At 38.2% G+C, this 19,636-nt stretch carries 25 protein-coding genes; 19 read left to right on the forward strand and 6 right to left on the reverse strand.

All coding sequences use genetic code 11. From position 1 onward, the window contains the following. Nucleotides 1-731 precede the first annotated feature (731 nt). From ACIQ38_RS14985 to ACIQ38_RS15030, 10 genes are all read left to right on the forward strand, one after another. Nucleotides 732-1,553 carry an ABC transporter permease gene (locus ACIQ38_RS14985; RefSeq protein WP_402824547.1) on the forward strand — a complete coding sequence of 274 codons (822 nt, stop codon included), beginning with the start codon at nt 732-734 and terminating at the stop codon, nt 1,551-1,553. 4 nt (nt 1,554-1,557) lie between these two features. Next, complete coding sequence (locus ACIQ38_RS14990) at nt 1,558-2,337, forward strand: ABC transporter ATP-binding protein (RefSeq protein ID WP_402824550.1); 780 nt, start codon at nt 1,558-1,560, stop codon at nt 2,335-2,337. 12 nt (nt 2,338-2,349) lie between these two features. Continuing rightward, nucleotides 2,350-3,435 carry an ABC transporter substrate-binding protein gene (locus ACIQ38_RS14995; RefSeq protein WP_402824552.1) on the forward strand — a complete coding sequence of 362 codons (1,086 nt, stop codon included), beginning with the start codon at nt 2,350-2,352 and terminating at the stop codon, nt 3,433-3,435. 98 nt (nt 3,436-3,533) lie between these two features. Beyond that, the gene (locus ACIQ38_RS15000; protein WP_402824555.1) at nt 3,534-3,980 is read left to right on the forward strand and encodes a YaiI/YqxD family protein; all 447 of its coding nucleotides are present in this window, start codon (nt 3,534-3,536) and stop codon (nt 3,978-3,980) included. 88 nt (nt 3,981-4,068) lie between these two features. After that, a complete protein-coding gene (gene trhO, locus ACIQ38_RS15005; protein WP_402824558.1) occupies nt 4,069-5,025 on the forward strand; it encodes an oxygen-dependent tRNA uridine(34) hydroxylase TrhO in 957 nt (318 codons plus the stop codon). 652 nt (nt 5,026-5,677) lie between these two features. Beyond that, nucleotides 5,678-6,196, forward strand: coding sequence for a CbrC family protein (locus tag ACIQ38_RS15010; protein WP_402824561.1), 519 nt, complete (start codon nt 5,678-5,680; stop codon nt 6,194-6,196). Nucleotides 6,197-6,235: 39 nt separating this feature from the next. After that, nucleotides 6,236-7,093: a YwqG family protein gene (locus ACIQ38_RS15015; RefSeq protein ID WP_402824564.1), complete on the forward strand. Its 858-nt coding sequence runs from the start codon at nt 6,236-6,238 to the stop codon at nt 7,091-7,093. Between the two features lie 76 nt (nt 7,094-7,169). Next, nucleotides 7,170-8,531 (forward strand): SMI1/KNR4 family protein, encoded by a 1,362-nt coding sequence (locus ACIQ38_RS15020; protein WP_402824567.1) that lies wholly within the window; start codon nt 7,170-7,172, stop codon nt 8,529-8,531. Between the two features lie 297 nt (nt 8,532-8,828). Then, nucleotides 8,829-9,266: a GNAT family N-acetyltransferase gene (locus ACIQ38_RS15025; RefSeq protein ID WP_402824569.1), complete on the forward strand. Its 438-nt coding sequence runs from the start codon at nt 8,829-8,831 to the stop codon at nt 9,264-9,266. A 19-nt stretch (nt 9,267-9,285) separates the two neighbouring features. After that, complete coding sequence (locus tag ACIQ38_RS15030; protein WP_402824572.1) at nt 9,286-10,590, forward strand: D-serine ammonia-lyase; 1,305 nt, start codon at nt 9,286-9,288, stop codon at nt 10,588-10,590. A gap of 97 nt (nt 10,591-10,687) precedes the next feature. On the opposite strand, the gene ACIQ38_RS15035 is transcribed toward ACIQ38_RS15030, so the two are convergent. Together ACIQ38_RS15035 and ACIQ38_RS15040 are read right to left on the reverse strand one after the other, a co-directional pair. After that, entirely contained in the window at nt 10,688-11,140 is a 453-nt protein-coding gene (locus tag ACIQ38_RS15035; protein WP_402824575.1) for an ImmA/IrrE family metallo-endopeptidase, read from the reverse strand. A 13-nt stretch (nt 11,141-11,153) separates the two neighbouring features. Next, nucleotides 11,154-11,495 (reverse strand): helix-turn-helix domain-containing protein, encoded by a 342-nt coding sequence (locus ACIQ38_RS15040; RefSeq protein WP_402824578.1) that lies wholly within the window; start codon nt 11,493-11,495, stop codon nt 11,154-11,156. Between the two features lie 187 nt (nt 11,496-11,682). On the opposite strand from ACIQ38_RS15040, the gene ACIQ38_RS15045 reads away from it, so the two are divergent. From ACIQ38_RS15045 to ACIQ38_RS15085, 9 genes are all read left to right on the forward strand, one after another. Next, nucleotides 11,683-11,880, forward strand: a complete 198-nt coding sequence (locus ACIQ38_RS15045; protein WP_402824581.1) for an XtrA/YqaO family protein — start codon at nt 11,683-11,685, stop codon at nt 11,878-11,880. 126 nt (nt 11,881-12,006) lie between these two features. Further along, nucleotides 12,007-12,486: a sigma factor-like helix-turn-helix DNA-binding protein gene (locus tag ACIQ38_RS15050; RefSeq protein WP_402824583.1), complete on the forward strand. Its 480-nt coding sequence runs from the start codon at nt 12,007-12,009 to the stop codon at nt 12,484-12,486. 73 nt (nt 12,487-12,559) lie between these two features. After that, nucleotides 12,560-12,847, forward strand: coding sequence for a hypothetical protein (locus ACIQ38_RS15055; RefSeq protein WP_402824585.1), 288 nt, complete (start codon nt 12,560-12,562; stop codon nt 12,845-12,847). Nucleotides 12,848-12,849: 2 nt separating this feature from the next. Continuing rightward, nucleotides 12,850-13,119, forward strand: coding sequence for a phage holin (locus ACIQ38_RS15060; RefSeq protein ID WP_402824588.1), 270 nt, complete (start codon nt 12,850-12,852; stop codon nt 13,117-13,119). A gap of 110 nt (nt 13,120-13,229) precedes the next feature. Beyond that, on the forward strand, nt 13,230-13,919 hold the full coding sequence (locus tag ACIQ38_RS15065) for an N-acetylmuramoyl-L-alanine amidase (RefSeq protein WP_402824591.1): 690 nt from the start codon (nt 13,230-13,232) through the stop codon (nt 13,917-13,919). A gap of 281 nt (nt 13,920-14,200) precedes the next feature. After that, nucleotides 14,201-14,590, forward strand: a complete 390-nt coding sequence (locus ACIQ38_RS15070; protein ID WP_402824594.1) for a GntR family transcriptional regulator — start codon at nt 14,201-14,203, stop codon at nt 14,588-14,590. Beyond that, complete coding sequence (locus ACIQ38_RS15075; protein WP_402824597.1) at nt 14,587-15,693, forward strand: DUF1648 domain-containing protein; 1,107 nt, start codon at nt 14,587-14,589, stop codon at nt 15,691-15,693. The genes ACIQ38_RS15070 and ACIQ38_RS15075 overlap by 4 nt, the downstream gene beginning before the upstream one ends. A gap of 28 nt (nt 15,694-15,721) precedes the next feature. Beyond that, entirely contained in the window at nt 15,722-16,042 is a 321-nt protein-coding gene (locus tag ACIQ38_RS15080) for a YbjQ family protein (RefSeq protein ID WP_402824600.1), read from the forward strand. Continuing rightward, on the forward strand, nt 16,039-16,272 hold the full coding sequence (locus ACIQ38_RS15085) for a hypothetical protein (RefSeq protein ID WP_402824603.1): 234 nt from the start codon (nt 16,039-16,041) through the stop codon (nt 16,270-16,272). Before ACIQ38_RS15080 ends, ACIQ38_RS15085 begins: the two co-directional genes overlap by 4 nt. A gap of 35 nt (nt 16,273-16,307) precedes the next feature. On the opposite strand, the gene ACIQ38_RS15090 is transcribed toward ACIQ38_RS15085, so the two are convergent. The 4 genes from ACIQ38_RS15090 to ACIQ38_RS15105 all read right to left on the reverse strand — a co-directional run bounded on the left by ACIQ38_RS15090 (nt 16,308) and on the right by ACIQ38_RS15105 (nt 19,588). Further along, nucleotides 16,308-16,523: a hypothetical protein gene (locus ACIQ38_RS15090; RefSeq protein ID WP_402824606.1), complete on the reverse strand. Its 216-nt coding sequence runs from the start codon at nt 16,521-16,523 to the stop codon at nt 16,308-16,310. A 197-nt stretch (nt 16,524-16,720) separates the two neighbouring features. Further along, entirely contained in the window at nt 16,721-17,161 is a 441-nt protein-coding gene (locus tag ACIQ38_RS15095) for a peptidylprolyl isomerase (RefSeq protein WP_093270855.1), read from the reverse strand. Between the two features lie 187 nt (nt 17,162-17,348). Continuing rightward, a complete protein-coding gene (locus ACIQ38_RS15100) occupies nt 17,349-18,590 on the reverse strand; it encodes a nucleoside permease (RefSeq protein ID WP_402824610.1) in 1,242 nt (413 codons plus the stop codon). Nucleotides 18,591-18,649: 59 nt separating this feature from the next. Further along, a complete protein-coding gene (locus ACIQ38_RS15105) occupies nt 18,650-19,588 on the reverse strand; it encodes a nucleoside hydrolase (protein WP_402824613.1) in 939 nt (312 codons plus the stop codon). Nucleotides 19,589-19,636: the final 48 nt, after the last annotated feature.

Consider the following 19,636-nt stretch of genomic DNA (forward strand, 5'->3'; position numbering starts at 1 on the left):
AGTCAACGCTTGCAGCGAAAATCAATGGAAATCACTTGCTTATCCAATATTTGCTTGCTAATAACAAAGCTACCTACATTTTATGGCCCTATTTTATCCAGTAAATGGATTAGAGCAACCAACCATTCATGGAAAGCAACCACTTCCATTCTGAAAGCAATCAAATCCTCACGAGAGCAATCAAATAGCCGATGAAAGCAACTAAATCCTTAAATCAGCTCTTTACTTAGGGTGAGACGACTATAATTTCTATATATTATTGGAACAATACGTTATAAAGCCATCTGAGCACGCAAGCTAGTATCGGATAGACTGGGGTTGTCGTGTTCAGTTGCCATGTTTTCTTTTTCGGGGTGAGCATTGTAATGTTCGGAGTTGTGATTGTCACGCACACTGTTGAAATTGGCTCATTCAACCACTTATTGTTAATTTCGGACACTGATAAGTCAGTGTTTTATCATTGGATTTTCGCAGCAGGGCGGCGACTCCGAAGGGATTAAGTGAGTAAGATGAGACTTCACAACGTACGCGCTTAGGCGCGGCGGTGAAGGCTCATCACTCACCCCACGGAAAGCGTCCGTCCTGCTGCGAAAATCCCTGCGGACACTTCATACAATTCGCTACGACGCTTTCTCCTTAGTATGTGTACGATGTCTCTTCTGCACTTTTGTTCTGTGTTTTTCACACATTCCCGACATTCTACATATTATTTGGAGAAGAGGTGGTGAAAAATGCGCGATGAAAAAGGGAACGGTCTATTCGATCCCTATGAAACCGAGCAACAGGAATGGAAAAAGCAACAAGTAAAAGAGCGGAGCAAGCAACTATTAACGATTATTTCACCAATTCTACTTCTTTTACTTTGGGAAATATGTTCTCGAACGGGAATATTGGATATCCGATTTTTCCCACCGCCGTCTGCCATTGTAACGACATTTTTCGAAATGGCAACGAACGGACTGCTATGGACACATGTTTCCGTATCTTTATATAGAATTGCAGCAGGATTTTTACTCGGTGTCATACCGGGGATAGTCATTGGTTTACTGATGGGATTGTATGCACCAATTCGACATTTTATATCTCCGATTGTAATGGCACTTATGCCAATCCCTACGCTAGCACTACTACCTATCATTATTATCTTTTTTGGAATTGGAGACTTCTCCAAAGTAGTAACGATTGCAGGAAGCGTATTTTTCCCAGTCGTCATCAATACGGTCGCAGGTGTTCTCAATATAGAAAAAGTACATTTAGACGTTGCGAAAAACTACGGGGCAAGTCCAAAAGATTTTTTCTTTAAAATAGCATTTCCAGGTGCACTGCCTGTCATGCTAGAAGGAATTCAAATGGGGCAGGCGATTGCACTGCTTACAATCGTTGCCGCGGAAATGATGGGTGCCACATCAGGGATCGGGTATTTAATATGGACCTCATACAAAGCATTTATGTTAAAAGAAATGTTCGTCGGTTTAATACTCATTTCCTTTTTCGGATTTCTATTTTCCCTTTTCCTACGTGGGCTGCAAAAGAAAATTGTCCCATGGAGGTGAATAGATGAGTAATGATGTGAAGATTTCTATTGAAGATTTAACAAAAGTATTTTACAAGAAAAATAATAGTGTAACCGCGTTTAAAAATGTATCACTCGATGTAAAAGAAGGCGAATTTGTTTGTTTAGTAGGACCGAGTGGTTGCGGAAAGACGACTCTATTGCGCATATTAGCAGGTTTAGAACACCCAAGTTCTGGTCAGTTCACCATAGCAGCTGATTCGGATTTTCGGCCATTGCAGTCGATGGTCTTCCAGGAAAAAGGGGTTATTCCTTGGTTGACGGTCGAAGAAAATGTAGCATTCGGGCTTAATATGCGAAATTTGCCAAAAGAATTTATCCGAAAACAAACGAATAATTATTTAAAAAAAGTTGGCCTAAGTAATTTTTCAAAACTATATCCAAATGAGCTATCAGGGGGCATGAAGCAACGAATTAGCATTGCAAGGGCTTTTGCAAATGACCCTGAAATCTTACTGATGGATGAACCATTTGCAGCACTTGATGAGCAAAATAAATTCATTTTACAGGAAGAATTACTTTCTATTTGGTCCGAAACAAAGAAAACGGTGTTATTTATTACGCATAGCATTGATGAAGCATTATTGCTAAGCGATCGTGTCGTATTAATGAGCGCACATCCTGGAGAAATAGTTAAAGAAATTAAAGTGCCAATCCCAAGGCCGCGAACGATGGAGCAAGTGCGGGCAAACGCGGAAATGGCGGAGCAATTCATTATAATTTGGAATCATTTACAACAAGAAGTACAGCGATCGAGAGGATAAGGGAGGAAGCTTGTGAAAAAGCGTTGGTTCATACTAGTTGCATCAGTAGTGCTTTTATTAGGTGCATGTAGTTCTAAAGAAAAGGAGAGCACAGGTGCAATTGATGACGAGGTAAATACAAACAACCCATCAGGCGATTTGGCTCCACTTGAAAAGAAAGTGAAAGTAAGAATTGCAGAAGATGGTGCAGCCTCTGGAGCTGGATTTTATATTGCAAAAGAAAAAGGATATTTCGAAGACTATAATATTGAAGTAGAATTTGCTCAGTTTGCCAATAGTGATGAAATGCTTCCAGCGCTCGCATCTGGTGAAGTCGATATAGCAGGGGGCGTATCGACCGCGTCATTCTTCAACGCTATTGCACAAGGAATTGACGTGAAAATTATTGCCGATAAAGGACATAATGTGCCAGGGAAATCGTACTTTACTTTCGTGATAGGTAATCAGATGAAAGATGTTATTAAAGAATACGGAGACTTTAAAGGGAAACGTATTGCTATCTCTTCTAAAAACTCAATTGATGAATATATTTACTTAGAAATGTTAAAACACGCTGGATTAACGCAAGATGATGTAGAGTTTGTATTACTTGGAGACTTCGGTAGTATGTTAGGTGCAATTGAAAATGGATCGATCGATGCAGCCCTTCAAATTGAGCCGCTTATCACGCAAGGAATTGAAAATGACTTCCACGTACGTTTTGGTGATGCGACCGATTATGCACCTGAATCCCAAATAGCACTAGTTCTTGGATCTCCTCAGTTTATGAATGAAGAAAAGAATGTTTCCTTACGCTTTATGGCTGCGTATTTAAAGGGGGTACGTGACTATAATGATGCCTTCATAAAAGGGGAAGAAAAAGATGAAATAATTGATATAATGACCAAACATACCGCATTGAAAGACCCGGCTTTATGGGAGAAAGTATTTGTAACTGGTCTAGATCCCGATGGCAAAATGTTTTTAGATGATATTGTAAAGCAATATGATGCATATAAAGCAAATGGCGCAATAAGTGGAGACGTTGATTTTGATAAAGCAGTTGACACATCCATTACAGAAAAAGCAGTAGAAATTTTAGGAGCATATGAACGATAAAGCGTCCGGTTATATGGGCGCTTTTTTCTTACATTGTACTTTCTTAGAAAGTGTGTAATACAATGAGGTAAAAAGGACATTTAGATGAGGTGCGTAAAATGGTGAGTATTTTAGTAGATGCGGATGGGTGTCCAGTAGTGGATTTAACAATTGCGGTAGCGAAAAAATTTGATTTAAAAGTGATACTGCTATGTGATACTGCGCATTATATGCAAAGAGACGGTGCAGAGACAGTAATGGTTTCTAAAGGCGCTGACGCAGTGGACTTTGTGCTAGTGAACCGAGTGAAAAAAGGAGACATCGTTGTAACACAGGATTACGGACTTGCTGCGATGGTGTTAGCTAAACAAGGATTTGCAATCGATCAAAATGGACGGTGGTATACTCATGAAAACATTGACCAGCTATTAGATAGTCGCCATATGTCGAAAAAAATTAGGCAGGCTGGAGGAAGACTAAAAGGACCAAGAAAACGTCAGAAAGAAGATAATGAAAAATTTGAAAGAAGCTTTATAGAGCTTTGCAAGATGGCCACGAAAGACTGACTGTTTCGAATTTGAATCAAATAGTTAACATCCATCTTTAATTTTGTTATACTGTACGGTGGACAAAATTGAAAAGGTGGAGTAAAAAATGGAAACAAATGCATACAGAGTATTACTTTACTATAAATATGTCCCAATTGAAGATCCAGTAACATTTGCACAAGAACATCTTGCTGCTTGTAAAGAAATTGGATTAAAAGGGCGTATTTTAGTATCTGACGAGGGAATTAATGGCACATGCTCGGGAACAATTGAACAAACCGATGCATACATGGACATGATGAAAGCGGACGACCGTTTTGCTGACATGGTGTATAAAATAGATGAGGCAGAGGGACACGCATTCAAAAAAATGCATGTTCGTCCAAAAAGAGAAATCGTTCATTTAGGATTAGCAGATGATATCAATCCAAATGAATTAACAGGTAAATACCTTTCTCCAAAAGAATTTTTTGAACAAATGCAAGCAGAAGATACTATCGTAATCGATGCTCGTAATGACTATGAATTTGACCTAGGACATTTCCGCGGGGCAATTCGTCCAGATATTCGCAACTTCCGTGATCTTCCAGACTGGATGTTGGAAAATAGAGAAATGTTCGAAGGTAAAAAAGTTTTAACATATTGCACAGGTGGTATTCGTTGTGAAAAATTCTCGGGTTGGTTAGTACGAGAAGGCTTCGAAGACGTTGCTCAACTTCATGGTGGTATTGCAACATACGCAAAAGACCCAGAAGTTCGCGGTCAATTATGGGATGGCCAAATGTACGTCTTTGACGAGCGTATCGCTGTGCCGATCAACCAAGTAGAACATGTCATTGTAGGGAAAGATCATTTTACTGGCGAACCATGTGAGCGCTATGTAAACTGCGCCAACCCAGACTGCAATGACAAAATCCTATGCTCAGAAGAAAACGAACACAAACACCTTCGTAGCTGTTCACACGAATGTCGCGTACATCCGCGCAATCGTTACATCGTAGAACATAATCTTTCTGAAGAAGAAGTAGCTGCTCGATTAGAAGCTATTAAAGAAACAGTATAAAAGTGAAATCCCGCATTGTTTATAAGCAATGCGGGATTTTTTTTATATTTACTACTCGGAATAAGCTTTTTCACTTCGAATAATTTCCATTCAATAAAATAATGGGAGTGAATTTCCCGAATACCATAAAAGATATTTTTATCTTAGTGAAAATGCGCGTTATATTTTTGTTAATAAACAACTCGCGATTTATTTTTCTTCCAGTTGACAAAAGTATTTTCTGAAAACAAAATTCTCATAAATAGATGTTTTTTCAAAAATATTCTGTATAATATAATGTATAAGTGGGAATGTATGTTCTTTTCTAGGGAGCAACGATATGATGAACAAACAAAGTGGGTTGAACGATTATTAAACAATTCCCTGATACAAATGTGGTAGATAATAAAGACATAGATATAGCTGAAGATAACAAGTAAGAGAGTAGATTGATTGAATACAGCATTAGTTAGGACATTATTTACACAGCTTTTGCCTGGCCTGTTGCAGTTGAAAATTTGCGTATGTATGACGAGACATACATAATTTTTACATCTATCATGGATGCACGCAATAAAAAAGATTAGAAAAAATATGTTCTGTTAAATATTGGATTTACGATTCGAAAAATGTTAAGTCATTATTTACACAGTTCATTCGGGAGGAAACAGAGATGAAAACACAATTACCAACATTCAAATATATGCCGGATCCAATACAAGCGAATATTTTCGAAACGGGCGAACTAGTTGTTTGCGATTGCTGTGAGCAAGAAGTAGACATATATTACACAGGCGGGATTTATGCGGTAGAGGAGGTGGAATATCTTTGTCCAAGCTGTATTCATAGTGGATTGGCTGCTGAAAAGTTTGATGGAGAGTTTCAACAAGATTTACTCAATCCAGAGCTTGTCAGCAATGAGGACTATACAGATGAAGTGCTGCATCGAACACCTGGCTATGTTAGTTGGCAGGGTAATAATTGGATAGCCCATTGCAAAGATTATTGTGCATTTATTGGTTATGTTGGCTGGGACGAGCTCGTTGAGATGGGGATCACAGAGGAAGTAGAACATGAGCATTATACAAATGAAGAATTAGCTGTTAGCCTACGTAACAATGGCTCACATCAAGGCTACCTATTTCAATGCTTAGAATGTAAGCAACATATTCTTTATTCCGATTTTGATTAAATATAGGCTACATTGGTGAAGAAAAAAGGGGATGTAAATATGGAAAAACTACGTGCAGCATTGTATGATTTTGGGCTTAAGGAAGTAGCGGAGCAAATTTTACAATTCGCTAAAAATTCAATTCGCGCTATAGCGACACCTACCGTAGATAAGGAAATTCAAATCGGACATTCTAAAATAGGTGGAGCACCTGATATACCGACAGATTTTGTATGGCCGCAAACAAAGAATGGACAATTCCTACACTTTCTTTGCCAATTGAATTTAGCGGAGATAAAGCCCTTTGATTCTAATAATTTATTGCCTACCGACGGGCTACTATCCTTTTTCTATGACGTTGTGGAACAGCCTTGGGGCTTTGATCCAAATGATGAAGATGGTTTTCATGTTTTCCACTTCACACAAGCGAAACTTCAACGAACAGAACAACCCAACACTTTAATGGAGTCTATTAATAGCGCAGCCTTATCCTTTAAAAACGAATGGACATTACCATCATGGGAATCTCCTGATGGTCAAAAACTAACAGACCTTTTAACAGAAGAACAGGAAGATGCCTATAATGACTTCTTATTTGATTGGATTGATGAAGGGGAAACAGAACATACGATACATCGCATTGACGGTCATCCAAATATGATTCAAGGGGATATGTACTTAGAATGCCAGTTAGTGACGAATGGTTTATATTGCGGGGATTCAACAGGCTATGATCATCCTTTGCGCAAGGAGTTAGAACCTCACGCAAAAGATTGGAGACTACTATTGCAGCTTGATTCGGAAGATGATCTCGGCTATATGTGGGGCGACAGCGGTAAAATATATTTCTGGATTCGTGAGCAAGACTGCAAAAACAAAGCCTTTGATAAAGTATGGGCTATTTTGCAATGTTATTGAGATTACTAGAATTGGAGAAAAGAAAGCAAAAGAGTTGATTGATTTAGAGACATGGAAATTAGGAGGGAGTGGGATTATGACTAAAAAATTATTGAATATGTTAGAAGAATGGTATGAGAATCATCAACATGACAAAATTGTAGAAGCAATTGAACTATTGCCTAAGTCAGAGCGAGATTACGAAATAGTAGGTCATTATGGACGTGCGCTTAATAATCTAGGGCGTTACGTTGAAGCGCTACAACAGTTGGAAGAAGTAAAACAACAGGGGCAACAAGATGCAGATTGGCATTGGCGTGTTGGCTATGCTTATTTCTATATGCAAGAATGGCAAGAGGCAATGGCTACAATTGAAAGAGCCAAAGAATTAGGGTTTGATAACGAAGTAGCGAATGAGTTCATTAATTATTGTCGTAATATTGAGAAATCTATAACGGGTGCGTTAGAGGATATTAAACATCTACCTCTTCATGAACGTGATTTCAGTCAATTTTGGGAGCAAAGCGACTATGCAAATAAAAGTTACGTAGAAGCACCACCTACTACAGAAATGATTGCTTCAATAGAAGAGGAACTTGGTTATAAACTACCAGCAGATTACATTTGGTTAATGCAGCAACAGAATGGTGGTGTACCAGTAAACACTTGTTTTCCAACGGCTATGCCGACTTCATGGGCAGAAGATCATGTGGCAATTACGGGAATTATGGGCATTGGTCGCGAGAAAACTTATAGCTTATGTGGTAGTTTGGGTAGCAGTTTTATGTTGGAAGAATGGGGTTACCCAAATATTGGTGTTGTCATAGCCGATTGCCCATCAGCAGGTCACGATGTCATTATGCTCGATTATCGTGCATGTGGAGCAGATGGGGAACCCGCTGTTGTACATGTAGATCAAGAGGCTGATTACCATATTACTTTTCTTGCGCCAAGTTTTGCAACTTTTATTGTGGGATTGGTTAATGAGGACATATTCGATACATCAGAACAAGATAAATTTACCGACTTAGAAATGGTGAAACATGCGCCATTCTCTCCTTTGCTACAGTCGTTATGTGAGACAGTTGGAGAGGAAAATCAGATGGAAGCGGTTATTCGAGGAATTTGTACGCAAATTGTAGAGGACAAGGGCTATTTTGCTTTCCATGCAGATGAGCGATCCATGCTAATGTATGATATCCAGTTTTGGTTGTACACTGGCGCCAATTCGAAGGTGACGCAGGCACAATATTTAGCGGATTACGAGAATATCATTGCACTTGCCCAAGACTTTAGTACAGGGGGATATGCACCGGACTTTGTTAAAAGTTGGCTAGACGAACGTATGGAACAAGGAGAAATTGCAAGTCAAGAAGGTATATTAAGTTTTACAGCAGAGAAGCAAGCCAGTCTACATGCTCAAATAGGGAAAGAAATCAATTATTTAGAGAGCATGTAGCAAGGTAGGTAATATCCTAAATTATTAGTTGATAAAATTAAAGGTTTATTGGAGGAAATTATCCAATATTTAGAGCAAAGTCTTCATTCATTAGAAGATATTCAAGTAATATTTACTCGTTTGAAGTTTATTATTTGCTGCCTATTGTTACAGGATTGTTACTGGTGCCAGGCACCAGTAACAATCCTGTAACATTTTTTTATGAAGTTTGTTTTGGTTTAATATAGAGGGAAATCGCTTACATATACCGAATATTGTTATAGAGTTGGTTTTTAAAAAAGGAATGGGGGAGCGTATATGGCAATTGAAGTGAGAAAGATTTCTGATTTAAATGATGTAGACGTATCCAAACTAATTCAAGAAAGCGAAAAAGAAGGGTACCGTTTCGTCTCTAGGCTAGCGACTGAATATGAAGATGGTACGAATCGATTTAGTGAACAAGGAGAAGCACTTTTCGGTGCATGGGACGGGGAAGAGCTTGTGGCCATTGGTGGGATAAATCGAAATTCAAAGAGCAAGGACGCTGCAAGGTTACAAAGGGCTTATACACTGCCAAACTATCGTAGAAAAGGAATCGGAAGTGAACTTTTTAACGCCATTTTCGTCCATGCTAGAGAACAGTTCAACGAAATTACGACGAAAACGGAATCGGCAAAAGCAGATGCCTTTTATCGGGCTAATGGATTCCAATTTGATGAGCGTTCACCAGATGTAACACATGTGTACAGCTTATAAAAGAAAGGATCAGCCAGCTATGACTAAAGAAAAAATAATGGAGCAATATCCATTGATAGGAAAGATGAAAAATAAAGAAGAAGTAATTTGGTTTAATCCAAATTTGAAAAATACAGAAGAAGCACTAAAAAACTTAACTGTCACAAGTGAGATGGTTCAAGACGCAAGTGATCGACTAGATCGATTTGCGTCTTACCTACAAATCGCTTTTCCTGAAACTGGGAAAACGGGTGGGATCATCGAATCTCCACTTGTAGCAATTCCACAAATGGCTACTGCGATGAAAGATTTATTTCAAAAGGACTTCGACGGAGAGCTTTTATTAAAATGCGATAATAACCTACCTATTTCTGGTTCTATTAAGGCGCGCGGTGGCATTTATGAAGTGCTGAAAATTGCGGAGACGCTTGCCATTCGAGAAGGTTTATTAACGGAAACTGACGACTATGCAATTCTTGCAAATAAAGAAATGCAAGAATTTTTCGCGGGGTATTCCATTGCAGTTGGTTCAACAGGCAACTTAGGTTTAAGCATTGGAATAATGAGTGCGAAACTCGGATTCCGCGTGACCGTTCATATGTCGAGTGATGCAAAGCAGTGGAAAAAAGATATGCTTCGTGACAAAGGGGTAGAAGTGATCGAATACGCTTCCGACTACAGTGTTGCAGTGGAAGAGGGTAGAAAACAAGCGGAAAAAGATCCGACATGCTTTTTTATCGATGACGAAAACTCTACGGACTTATTTATGGGCTACGCAGTTGCAGCTAGTAGATTAAAAAATCAGCTGGAGCAGTTAGGGAAAAAAGTAGATGAAAACAATCCATTGTTTGTCTATTTACCTTGCGGGGTTGGCGGTGGACCTGGAGGTGTGGCATTCGGCTTAAAACTTCTGTTTGGAGATAATGTTCATTGTTACTTTGCCGAACCGACTCCTTCTCCTTGTATGTTGCTTGGAATGATGACAGGATTACATGAAAATATTGCGGTTGATGAGATTGGCCTAGACAATAAAACCGATGCGGACGGACTTGCAGTTGGTAGACCTTCTGGATTTGTTGGTAAAACGGTAGAGCAACTGTTAAGTGGATGCTATACAATCAGTGATGAAAAAATGTACACATTGCTTGCCCTTCTTGCAGACACGGAAAAAATTTACCTTGAACCTTCTGCATTAGCCGGCATGGCTGGTCCGATTCATCTAGCAGAAAACGAAGTTAATTTGAAAAATGCCACACATATCGCATGGGCAACTGGCGGAGGAATGGTGCCGGGGCAAGTGAAAGAAGTGTATTATGAAACAGGAAAGTCACTATTAAATAAATAAAATTTCTCTTTTTCTATTCTCAAAAAGAAAGGAAGGATGGCTTAAAGGTCGCATAGCTTTTAAGTCATCCTTTATTATTTAGAAGTTCAACTTAATCTTATTTTCTTCTCTTATTAACATTGAGTGGGTCGAAGTTAATTTTATATTCTTTGTATAATTTATAAATCCCATATTTTTCGATATAATAATCAATGACGTTTTTCAAATACTCCGGAGTTACTTCCAAATTTAGACATACTTCTTCTAGTGTTGTTTGTCCTCTTTCATAACAATCAATCAGTCGATCCAAAGAAACGATTTTTTCATAACCCCATCTCCGGGCAATTTGCTCTAATTTTACGCTTCTCATATCCTTTAAGTCTGTAATGTCTCCATAGGTAGTCTCGTAATGACCAAGCTCTTCTGCTAAAATACAATGCTTTTCATATTTGTTTTTGAATTTATCAATTTCAATCACGTTATCGTAATATAAACCAGGGAGACCTTTAGGTAATGCCTTTTCAATAATTTTAACCTGCGGATACTCCATTATCAGTCGTTCATACTCCATGTATACACCTCATTTATCCACGTTGCGATTTAATAAATTCAATATATTTCTTAATATCTTCCATTTCTTCTTCTGTGACATCATCATCAATATGCGCCGCAATAGTTACAACTTTCGGGCTGTCCAATCTTTTTTCAGCGTCTTCTCCTAAGAAGTATTGGCCAGGCACTTGAAAAAAATCAGCAAGTAATCGAACGAATTCTAACTTAGGATCTGCTTCTCCATTCTCCCAACGACTTATAGAACTTTTACTAATCTTACTGCCAAATTTGGTATTTAAAGAATTGGCTAATTGTTCAATGGTAAGTTGTCTATTTAGTCTTAGCTCTTTTAATAGTGTCCCAAAGTTCTTCACAGCTATAATCTCCTTGCATATTATCTATAGTTAGAATTCTAAATGTTTAGTTCCTGAAATGCAACTATTCAAAATAATTTGTTCCGTTTTAGGAACTTTTTTATTGACAGATATTTCTGTTAGTAATATGATAGATTTACTCTAAAAAGGGAACTTATGTTCTTATTTTGAGAAGGAGAGGATATTTATGAGAATGAAAGACGTAGAAGTAGATGCAAAAGGTAATATAAATCTCAATACAAAAGAAATTCCGAATCCATGTATCGTCGTAATTAGTAAAGATACAGCAAAAATGACCGAGTTACCCGCATTCGCGGATACGACCATTAAAACACATCAAGGAAAAGTCGTGCGTGTTAAATGGAATGAAGGAGAGGATTTTTAAAATCAAGTAAAAAAGATAATAGTCCCACCGGTCATCTGGAGGACAACAAATGATTTCAGCATCTTGCTGGACTTTTGTTGTCCTCTTTTTTTATACGTTCTTAAAAAAGAAAAGGAGGAACTTTCGATGTTAAATTGGGCAGACAAATTGATACAAGAATATTCATATCACCAAAAAGAGTTGGAGTATTTAAAGGAACGATTAGATCCCATAAATCCTAAAGATAATGCAGATCTCAAAATTATTAATAGCATGATTGATGATATGTCTTACGCACTTGAATGGATGAAAAAAGGAAGAAGACCGGGCAATCTTCATGGGGCTGATAAAAGGTCTGTTTATCAACGCCGTGCACTGTTGGATATGGATCTATTTCCAACGATTGAATTGGATACTAAACAAACTAGTTTAAGTGAAGAACAAAAACAGAAGATAATAACCATTTTAGTAGAGCTTTCTCATAGAGAAAGACAATGCTATTTAATGCATATGGCATACGGAATGAGTCTTACGGAGATTGCAGAGGAGCTGAAGTTAAAGAAGAGAACGGTTCAACAATACATTGATCGGGCAAAAGCCAAAGTCAAATTTCTCGTTTCAAGATGACGTACGAGTGACGTATAAACCCACCTAGTAGTGAAGAGAGTTATTTGATAAAGAGATTGAATGGAGGTGCAAAATGGAGGCGTTTATCGGTATTGGCTGCACGATGCTAGGTTTGTTAATAGGACTACTTACATTTCGTCGTAACCGGGACAAAGATGTGAAAGCAGATGCCGCGAAAACGGCAGTAATTGAAACAAAGCTGGACACGATTAGTAATGGAGTAGAATCCATTCGAATCGATTTGAAAGCCAATGAGAAGCAAATGGACGTAATAGCAGAGCGTGTAGCACGAGTGGAAGAAAGCTCAAAGCATGCTCATAAAAGAATCGATAATTTTAAAATTGTTCAGGAGGCACAATAACGATGCAGATTAACTGGAAAGTCCGTTTTAAAAATAAAATCTGGGTGCTAGGTTTTATTGCCCAAATTCTATTATTAACGGAACTACTTTTGATAGGTGGTCATGCAGCTGGTTTAACACATTTTCATTTAACGGAAGAAATGAAGGAATGGATATTTGCTTTTGTAAATGTAGTGTTTGGATTATTAGCGACAATGGGGATTATTCAAGATCCTACGACAAATAATTTTGCCGATAGCAAAAGAGCCATGAAATATATCAAACCAAAATAAGCTTCCCTAGGGTCGCTTCTTCATTTAAGGAGGTGATTTTTATGTGATGTAGAAACTGTAGTATAAGCATTCTGTTCTAGCAATTCAAAACTAAAATGGGGGGATTAATGATGGTAAAAGTATTTATTGATGCAGGACATGGTGGAACGGATCCAGGAGCAACAGGAAATGGTTTACAGGAGAAAAATCTAACTTTGCAAATTGCCACTAGAGTGAGAGATATTCTAGTCGCTGAGTATAACAATGTAAGTATATTAATGAGTCGAACTGGTGATCAGAGTTTAACATTGGCACAACGTACAAATGCAGCTAATGCTTGGGGAGCAGATTTCCTTCTTTCGGTTCATATAAATGCAGGTGGGGGAACTGGGTATGAGGATTATGTATATCCGGGAGTAGGAGCACCCACTACTACTTATCAAAATAACATTCACTCAGAAATATTAAAGCTTGTGAATTATACCGATCGAGGTAAAAAACAAGAAAACTTTCATATGTTACGTGAATCCAATATGCCAGCTCTTTTGACAGAGAATGGATTTATTGATAATGCAAATGATGCAGCCAAGTTGAAGACGTCCTCCTTTATTGAATCACTTGCCCGAGGTCATGTGAATGGCATTGCAAAATCCTTCAATCTTCCGAAGAAAAGCACTGCAGTGTATCATACTGTAAAGAGTGGAGATACAGTCTACTCATTAAGTGTGGCTTATGGAAGTACCGTGCAACAAATTAAGGATTGGAATGGTCTGGATGCCAACTACACTATTTACATTGGACAAGTGTTGAGAGTAAAATAAGCGTCCCTGTGCAGCAAACAATTCTGAATTCTTTGCTGCACAGAGGCAAAGAAGCCTGTTTTCTTCGGAAAATAGGCTTTTTTTGTGTGGAAACACTGTAATCACAAAATAGATCCCCAAAATAGCAAGATACAAGAGTCGAATCGCAAAATCCCATTGAAAAATCACAAAATACAAGCCCCAAATCGCAAGATCCTTCTTAACTGCCACTCTTTGCTCTACCTTCAATAGAACAAACATGTTATAATATATGTAGAACACATGTGAATAGGAGGGACATCATGTTTATCGAAATACAAACAAATTCATCTGTGCCAATCTATTTACAACTAGCGCAGCAACTCATCGAAGGGATTGCAAGAGGCGAGTTAAAACCAGGAGATTCATTGCCATCTGTTCGAGCATTCGCAGCAGATTTAGGCATGAATATGCATACAGTGAATAAAGCATATCATTACTTAGAAGAAAAAGAGTTTATCCAAATCGTCGCAAAATCGGGCGTTATTATACAACCAAATGGAATACCAAAAGCTACAGCCGAAGAACAACAACAGTTAGCAGCACAAATACGACCATTAATAGCAGAAGGATTAGTGTTAAAGCTTTCCGAGGAAGAAATGGTCGTTATGGTAAGGCAACTCGTGCAAAACATTAAGGAGGGGACATCATGATAATTTTTTTATTTGGTTTCATCTTGTTATTTATTACCGTATTACAAGCATTAACACCGAAACTACTAAAGCAAACAGAAGCATTTGGCGTTTATGTGCCTGAGCAATACGCTAAAGAACAAACAATCGTAGCATATAAAAAAAGATATACAACAGTTGTTTTAACGCTAGGGATTATTTTGTTAGCAGCCTATCTGATTTGGGCATTAACGCAATCTCCGACAGAAGAAGTGTTATCGTTAATTAGTGTAGGTGTGCAATTTTCCATTCTTTTCATAGGCTTGGGCTATTATTTCATGATGCATGTACGTGTGAAAAGGCTGAAAGAGGCACAAGGATGGACAACGGGGAAAAAGGAAGTACGTGTGGTAGATTTGCAATTTCAAGAGAAGCTTCAGTTAATACCGAGAATCGTATTTATCATCCCTATGATTATTACTGTGGGCTTAATCATCTACACATTTATGAAATACGCCCAAATGCCAGACATGATTCCTACTCATTGGGGACCTTCTGGGCAACCGGATGCATTTAGCGAGAAGACGTATTTTAGCGTCGTATCATTGCCATTAATTTTGCTTGTCATGCAAGGGATGTTCTTGATGATGAGCGAGGGGATGAAGTTTTCAGGTGCTAAGATCAATCCTGCTAATAAAAAAACATCGGTTGCACAGCAACTAGCTTTCCGTAAATATAGTAGTTGGTTCGCATTGTTTATCACAATAACGATGACATTAATGATGGGATATTTCCACTTACAAACAATTCATCCGGAAATCGGTTCTGCTTGGGTGATGTTTGCATTACCACTAGTTTTTTTAGTGCTAACTTTCCTGGCAGTAGGAATATATATAGTGAAGGTTGGGCAAAGTGGTTCCCGTTTAAAGATAGAAGAGGAGAGTCCAAATTTAGAAGATAAAATTGCTGTAGATGACGATAAGTATTGGAAGGGCGGAATCATCTATATCAATAGAGACGATCCAAGCATTCTAGTAGAAAAACGATTTGGCGTAGGTTGGACGCTCAACTTTGGTCGACCACTAAGTTGGCTAGTCTTATTTGTGCCGCTTATCTTAATCTTAATTATTGTTTTTAGTTTGTAAGAAATTATAAAAAGTGGAGGCGATTCATATGTTAGTAGTGACAACAGAAAAAATTGAAGGATATAAAATTGTGGAAGTAAAAGGTCCTGCATATGGTCTAATTGTAAGAAGCAGGGGACTTGGTGGAGATATTATGGCGGGTTTAAAAGGCTTAGTAGGTGGGGAAATCAAGCAATACACGGCAATGCTAGAGGATTCTAGAAAAGAAGCGATGGATCGTATGATTAAGAATGCCCATTCTATGGATGCGAACGCTATTGTAATGATGCGATATGATTCGGGTGAAATTGGTAATAATATGAGTGAGATTGTGGCATATGGAACAGCAGTTGTTGTAGAAAAAATATGACGGCAATTATTGTTATAGTAGGTATATATGTATTGCAAATTATAGCGGTAATAGCTTTAATTTTGCTCGGATATTTTGTTTATGATAAACGGTTTAGACGTAATCATGGAACGAAAGTAGCGGCAGACTTTGAGCGAACAGAAGAGGTCAATATTGACCCTGTTACAGGTGAGAAAACAAGGGTGTATTACAATCCGAAAACAGGCGACCGTTTTTATAAAAAAGAATAGTGAACACACAAAAAAGCGTCCCTAACAGAAACGCTTCAACTATTCATCTGTACAAACAAATAGAAATTAAAAACAACGGGCAACAATAAAGCCGATGATAAAAAAATGATTGCAGCTATCTTAGATTGCTTTGTAACCCGTTCATCATCTTTACGCAAATTTTCAAAGAAGGTTAAGGTAAAATAAAAGCATAAAATCCAGCACACAGTAGAAATAATACCTATCCAGTTACCTGTAAATAATGGTGTCATTATCTTTTCCTCACTTTCTAACTATAGTAAAAAGCAGCTTCCAAATAAATCGGAAGCTGCTTATTTTATTTATTGTCCAGCTTCAGCGCCTTGCCCCTCGAGGTCAAATGGGAAAAAGCTGTGGTGGCTGGGAAGCTGCCTCCTCGCTTTTTTCCATTTGCCTGTCGGGGCAGACATAGGCGCTTACGCTTTTCTATTTATTCAGCGTCGAAAACTTCTACTTTTTCCATTTTAGCGCCGTTTTTCATAGCTGTTGCTACTTCTAGACCGCTAGTCACTTTACCGAAAACAGTGTGAACACCGTTTAAGTGTGGTTGTGGTTCGTGTACGATGAAGAATTGGCTTGAGCCTGTATCTTTCCCAGCATGCGCCATAGATAAGCTACCAGCTTCGTGTTTGTGTGGATTTCCAGCAGTTTCACATTTAATCGTTTTGCCGCTACCACCCATACCTGTACCAGTTGGGTCTCCACCTTGACTTACAAAACCAGGAATAACACGGTGGAAAATAACCCCGTTATAAAATCCGCTGTTTGCTAATTCTTCAAAGTTTGCAACTGTGTTTGGTGCTTCATTTGGGAACAAATCAAATTCGATTTTTTCGCCAGTATCCATTAAAAAGTAACCTTTTTTCGCCATTCAAAACACTCCTTTTCCAATATAAATCCTTCATCAGTATATCACGTACATATAACATTTTCCAAAAACAGCTTATGTAAAAAAGTTTAAAATGCGTTGATGACAATAATAGAAAGTCCGACACCAATAAATTTGGTATCGGACATCAAGAGATGAATCTTAATCTTCAACTATCAAGCAATATTATCTATATTTTCATTGCATCCCGATCATGTTTGTATTTAAAAATTACAGCAAAAATAATTGCAAGAACGATTGTATAGGACCCGAATATTAACCAAATGTTTTGCCAATCTTTTATGCCGTCAACAGTGAAGTAATCTACAATTTTCCCGCTAATGATAGCGCCTAAATAGGTTCCCAGTCCGTTTACCATTGTCATGAATAAGCCTTGTGCGCTACCGCGAATGCGACTATCCACTTCTTTCTCTACAAAAATGGATCCCGAAATATTAAAGAAGTCAAAAGCAGCTCCATACACAATCATAGATAATAGTAATAAGCTGAATCCTAATCCCGATGGTTCTCCAAAAGCGAAGAGAACAAAGCGTAAAGTCCATGCTACCATACTTAATAGTATGACCGTCTTAATACCGAATCTACGTAAGAAAAATGGAATGGCTAGGATAAATACTACTTCTGAAATTTGTCCAATTGATAATAATATAGCTGGATACTTAACAGCAAGACTATCCTTAAAGCTAGGGTTTAACGCAAAGTCATGTATAAATGGGTCAGCAAAAGTAGTGTTAATTTGCAGTGCTGCACCTAATAACATAGCAAAAATGAAAAATATTGCCATTTTCTTTTGTTTAAACAATACGAGCGCATCGAGTCCTAAACGACTAACTAGCGATGCGTCCTTCTTAGCGGTTGATGTTGGACAGTCAGGTAGTGCAAGTGAAAACAGCGCAAGCAAAAGAGCAGCTCCTGATCCAATGTATAGTTGCATATTACTTAACTCAAATCCGAAAAGACTAATTGTCCATAAGGCAAGGATAAAGCTAACAGTTCCATAAACGCGAACGGAAGGGAATGTTTTCGTTGTATCATGGCCTTCCTTTTCTAGACCAAAATACGAAATGGTATATGCTAAAGAAATTGTCGGCATGTAGACCATTGCGTTAAAAAGCATTACCCAAAACAAAAGAGTGGGGTCTGAAACCTTTGCAGCAATAAATAAACAAATAGCTCCCATAAAGTGAAGAATTCCATATAATTTATTTGCCTTTACAAAGCGGTCGGCAATAATTCCTATAAGACTCGGCATAATGAGGGAAGCAAGCCCGATGGAGCTATAAACAAGTCCAACCTCTGATCCCGTAAAATGCAAAGTATTGAACATGTAAGACCCAAGTGTTACGAGCCAAGAACCCCAAACGAAAAACTGTAGAAAAATCATTATTTTAAGGCGCGATTTAATTGTCATTTCTTCCTCCTACTTTAGCTGCGGCGCCTATCTTTTTATAAGTTCACCGGATATATAATTTAGTTTACTTTTTTTGCTAACTGAGTAATATAATCGAAAAATGCATCGCGATTCACATCATAAACTACATTTACAGGACGCCCATTAGCTGTTTCTTCTGTCCGACCTTGACTCGGTCCATTTGTATGAACGATGCTATTAAGCTTCTTCACTTTTACCAGGTCAGGATTACCAACAAATGCTGTAGTTAAAACATCCCATAAGAAGTACGTTGAGTTCGTTGTAAAATGTACCAGTGGTGGGCACATCGCATAACATTGCCCAAGAAAATCAACGCCCAAATATTTACGTTCAGATGCCCAGCGTTTACGTATGTCTTCCGTAAGTGGTACCTGGCTTGTACTTTCAAGAGCTACTAGATCGATTTCTATACTGCTATCCCATACACGACCAGCCGCCTCTGGATCCCAGAATACATTCCATTCAGCTGTACCATCGTGTTCGGGCTCTTCTACATTTCCTGTTTCACGAAATGTACCGCCCATCCAAACAAGTCGTTCAATTTTCTCTTCGATTGAAGGGTCTTCGTCTAATGCGCGAGCAAGATCTGTAAGTGGACCAGTGAATAGAAGGGTTGTCTTTTCAGCGGATGCATGAATGGCATCAATCATATGAAGATGTGCTGGATTTTCAGCTACAGGTGTGTCAATCTTACCGGATTCATTTAAAATCGGTAGAGCATCAACGAAGAAAGCATGTAAACGCCAATCTTTTGGGAATGGATTTTTACCTCGAGAATTTGATTCAGCTACATCCAGATTGCCATTTCCGAAGCGATCCATAATTTTCCTACTGGCAAACATTGCAGGTTCCAAATAACAATCAGCTGGAATGACGGATACACCTGTTAGTTCAACGTTATCCATTTGCATTAATAAAAACAAAGAGACAAGATCATCAACGCCTCCATCATGATTAAAGTAAATATTCTTTTTCATTACTTATCAATCCTCTCTTACCTGAAATAAATGCCTTGCATACCGTTT

Source organism: Psychrobacillus sp. NPDC096389 (assembly GCF_044762855.1).
Taxonomy (GTDB): Bacteria; Bacillota; Bacilli; order Bacillales_A; family Planococcaceae; genus Psychrobacillus.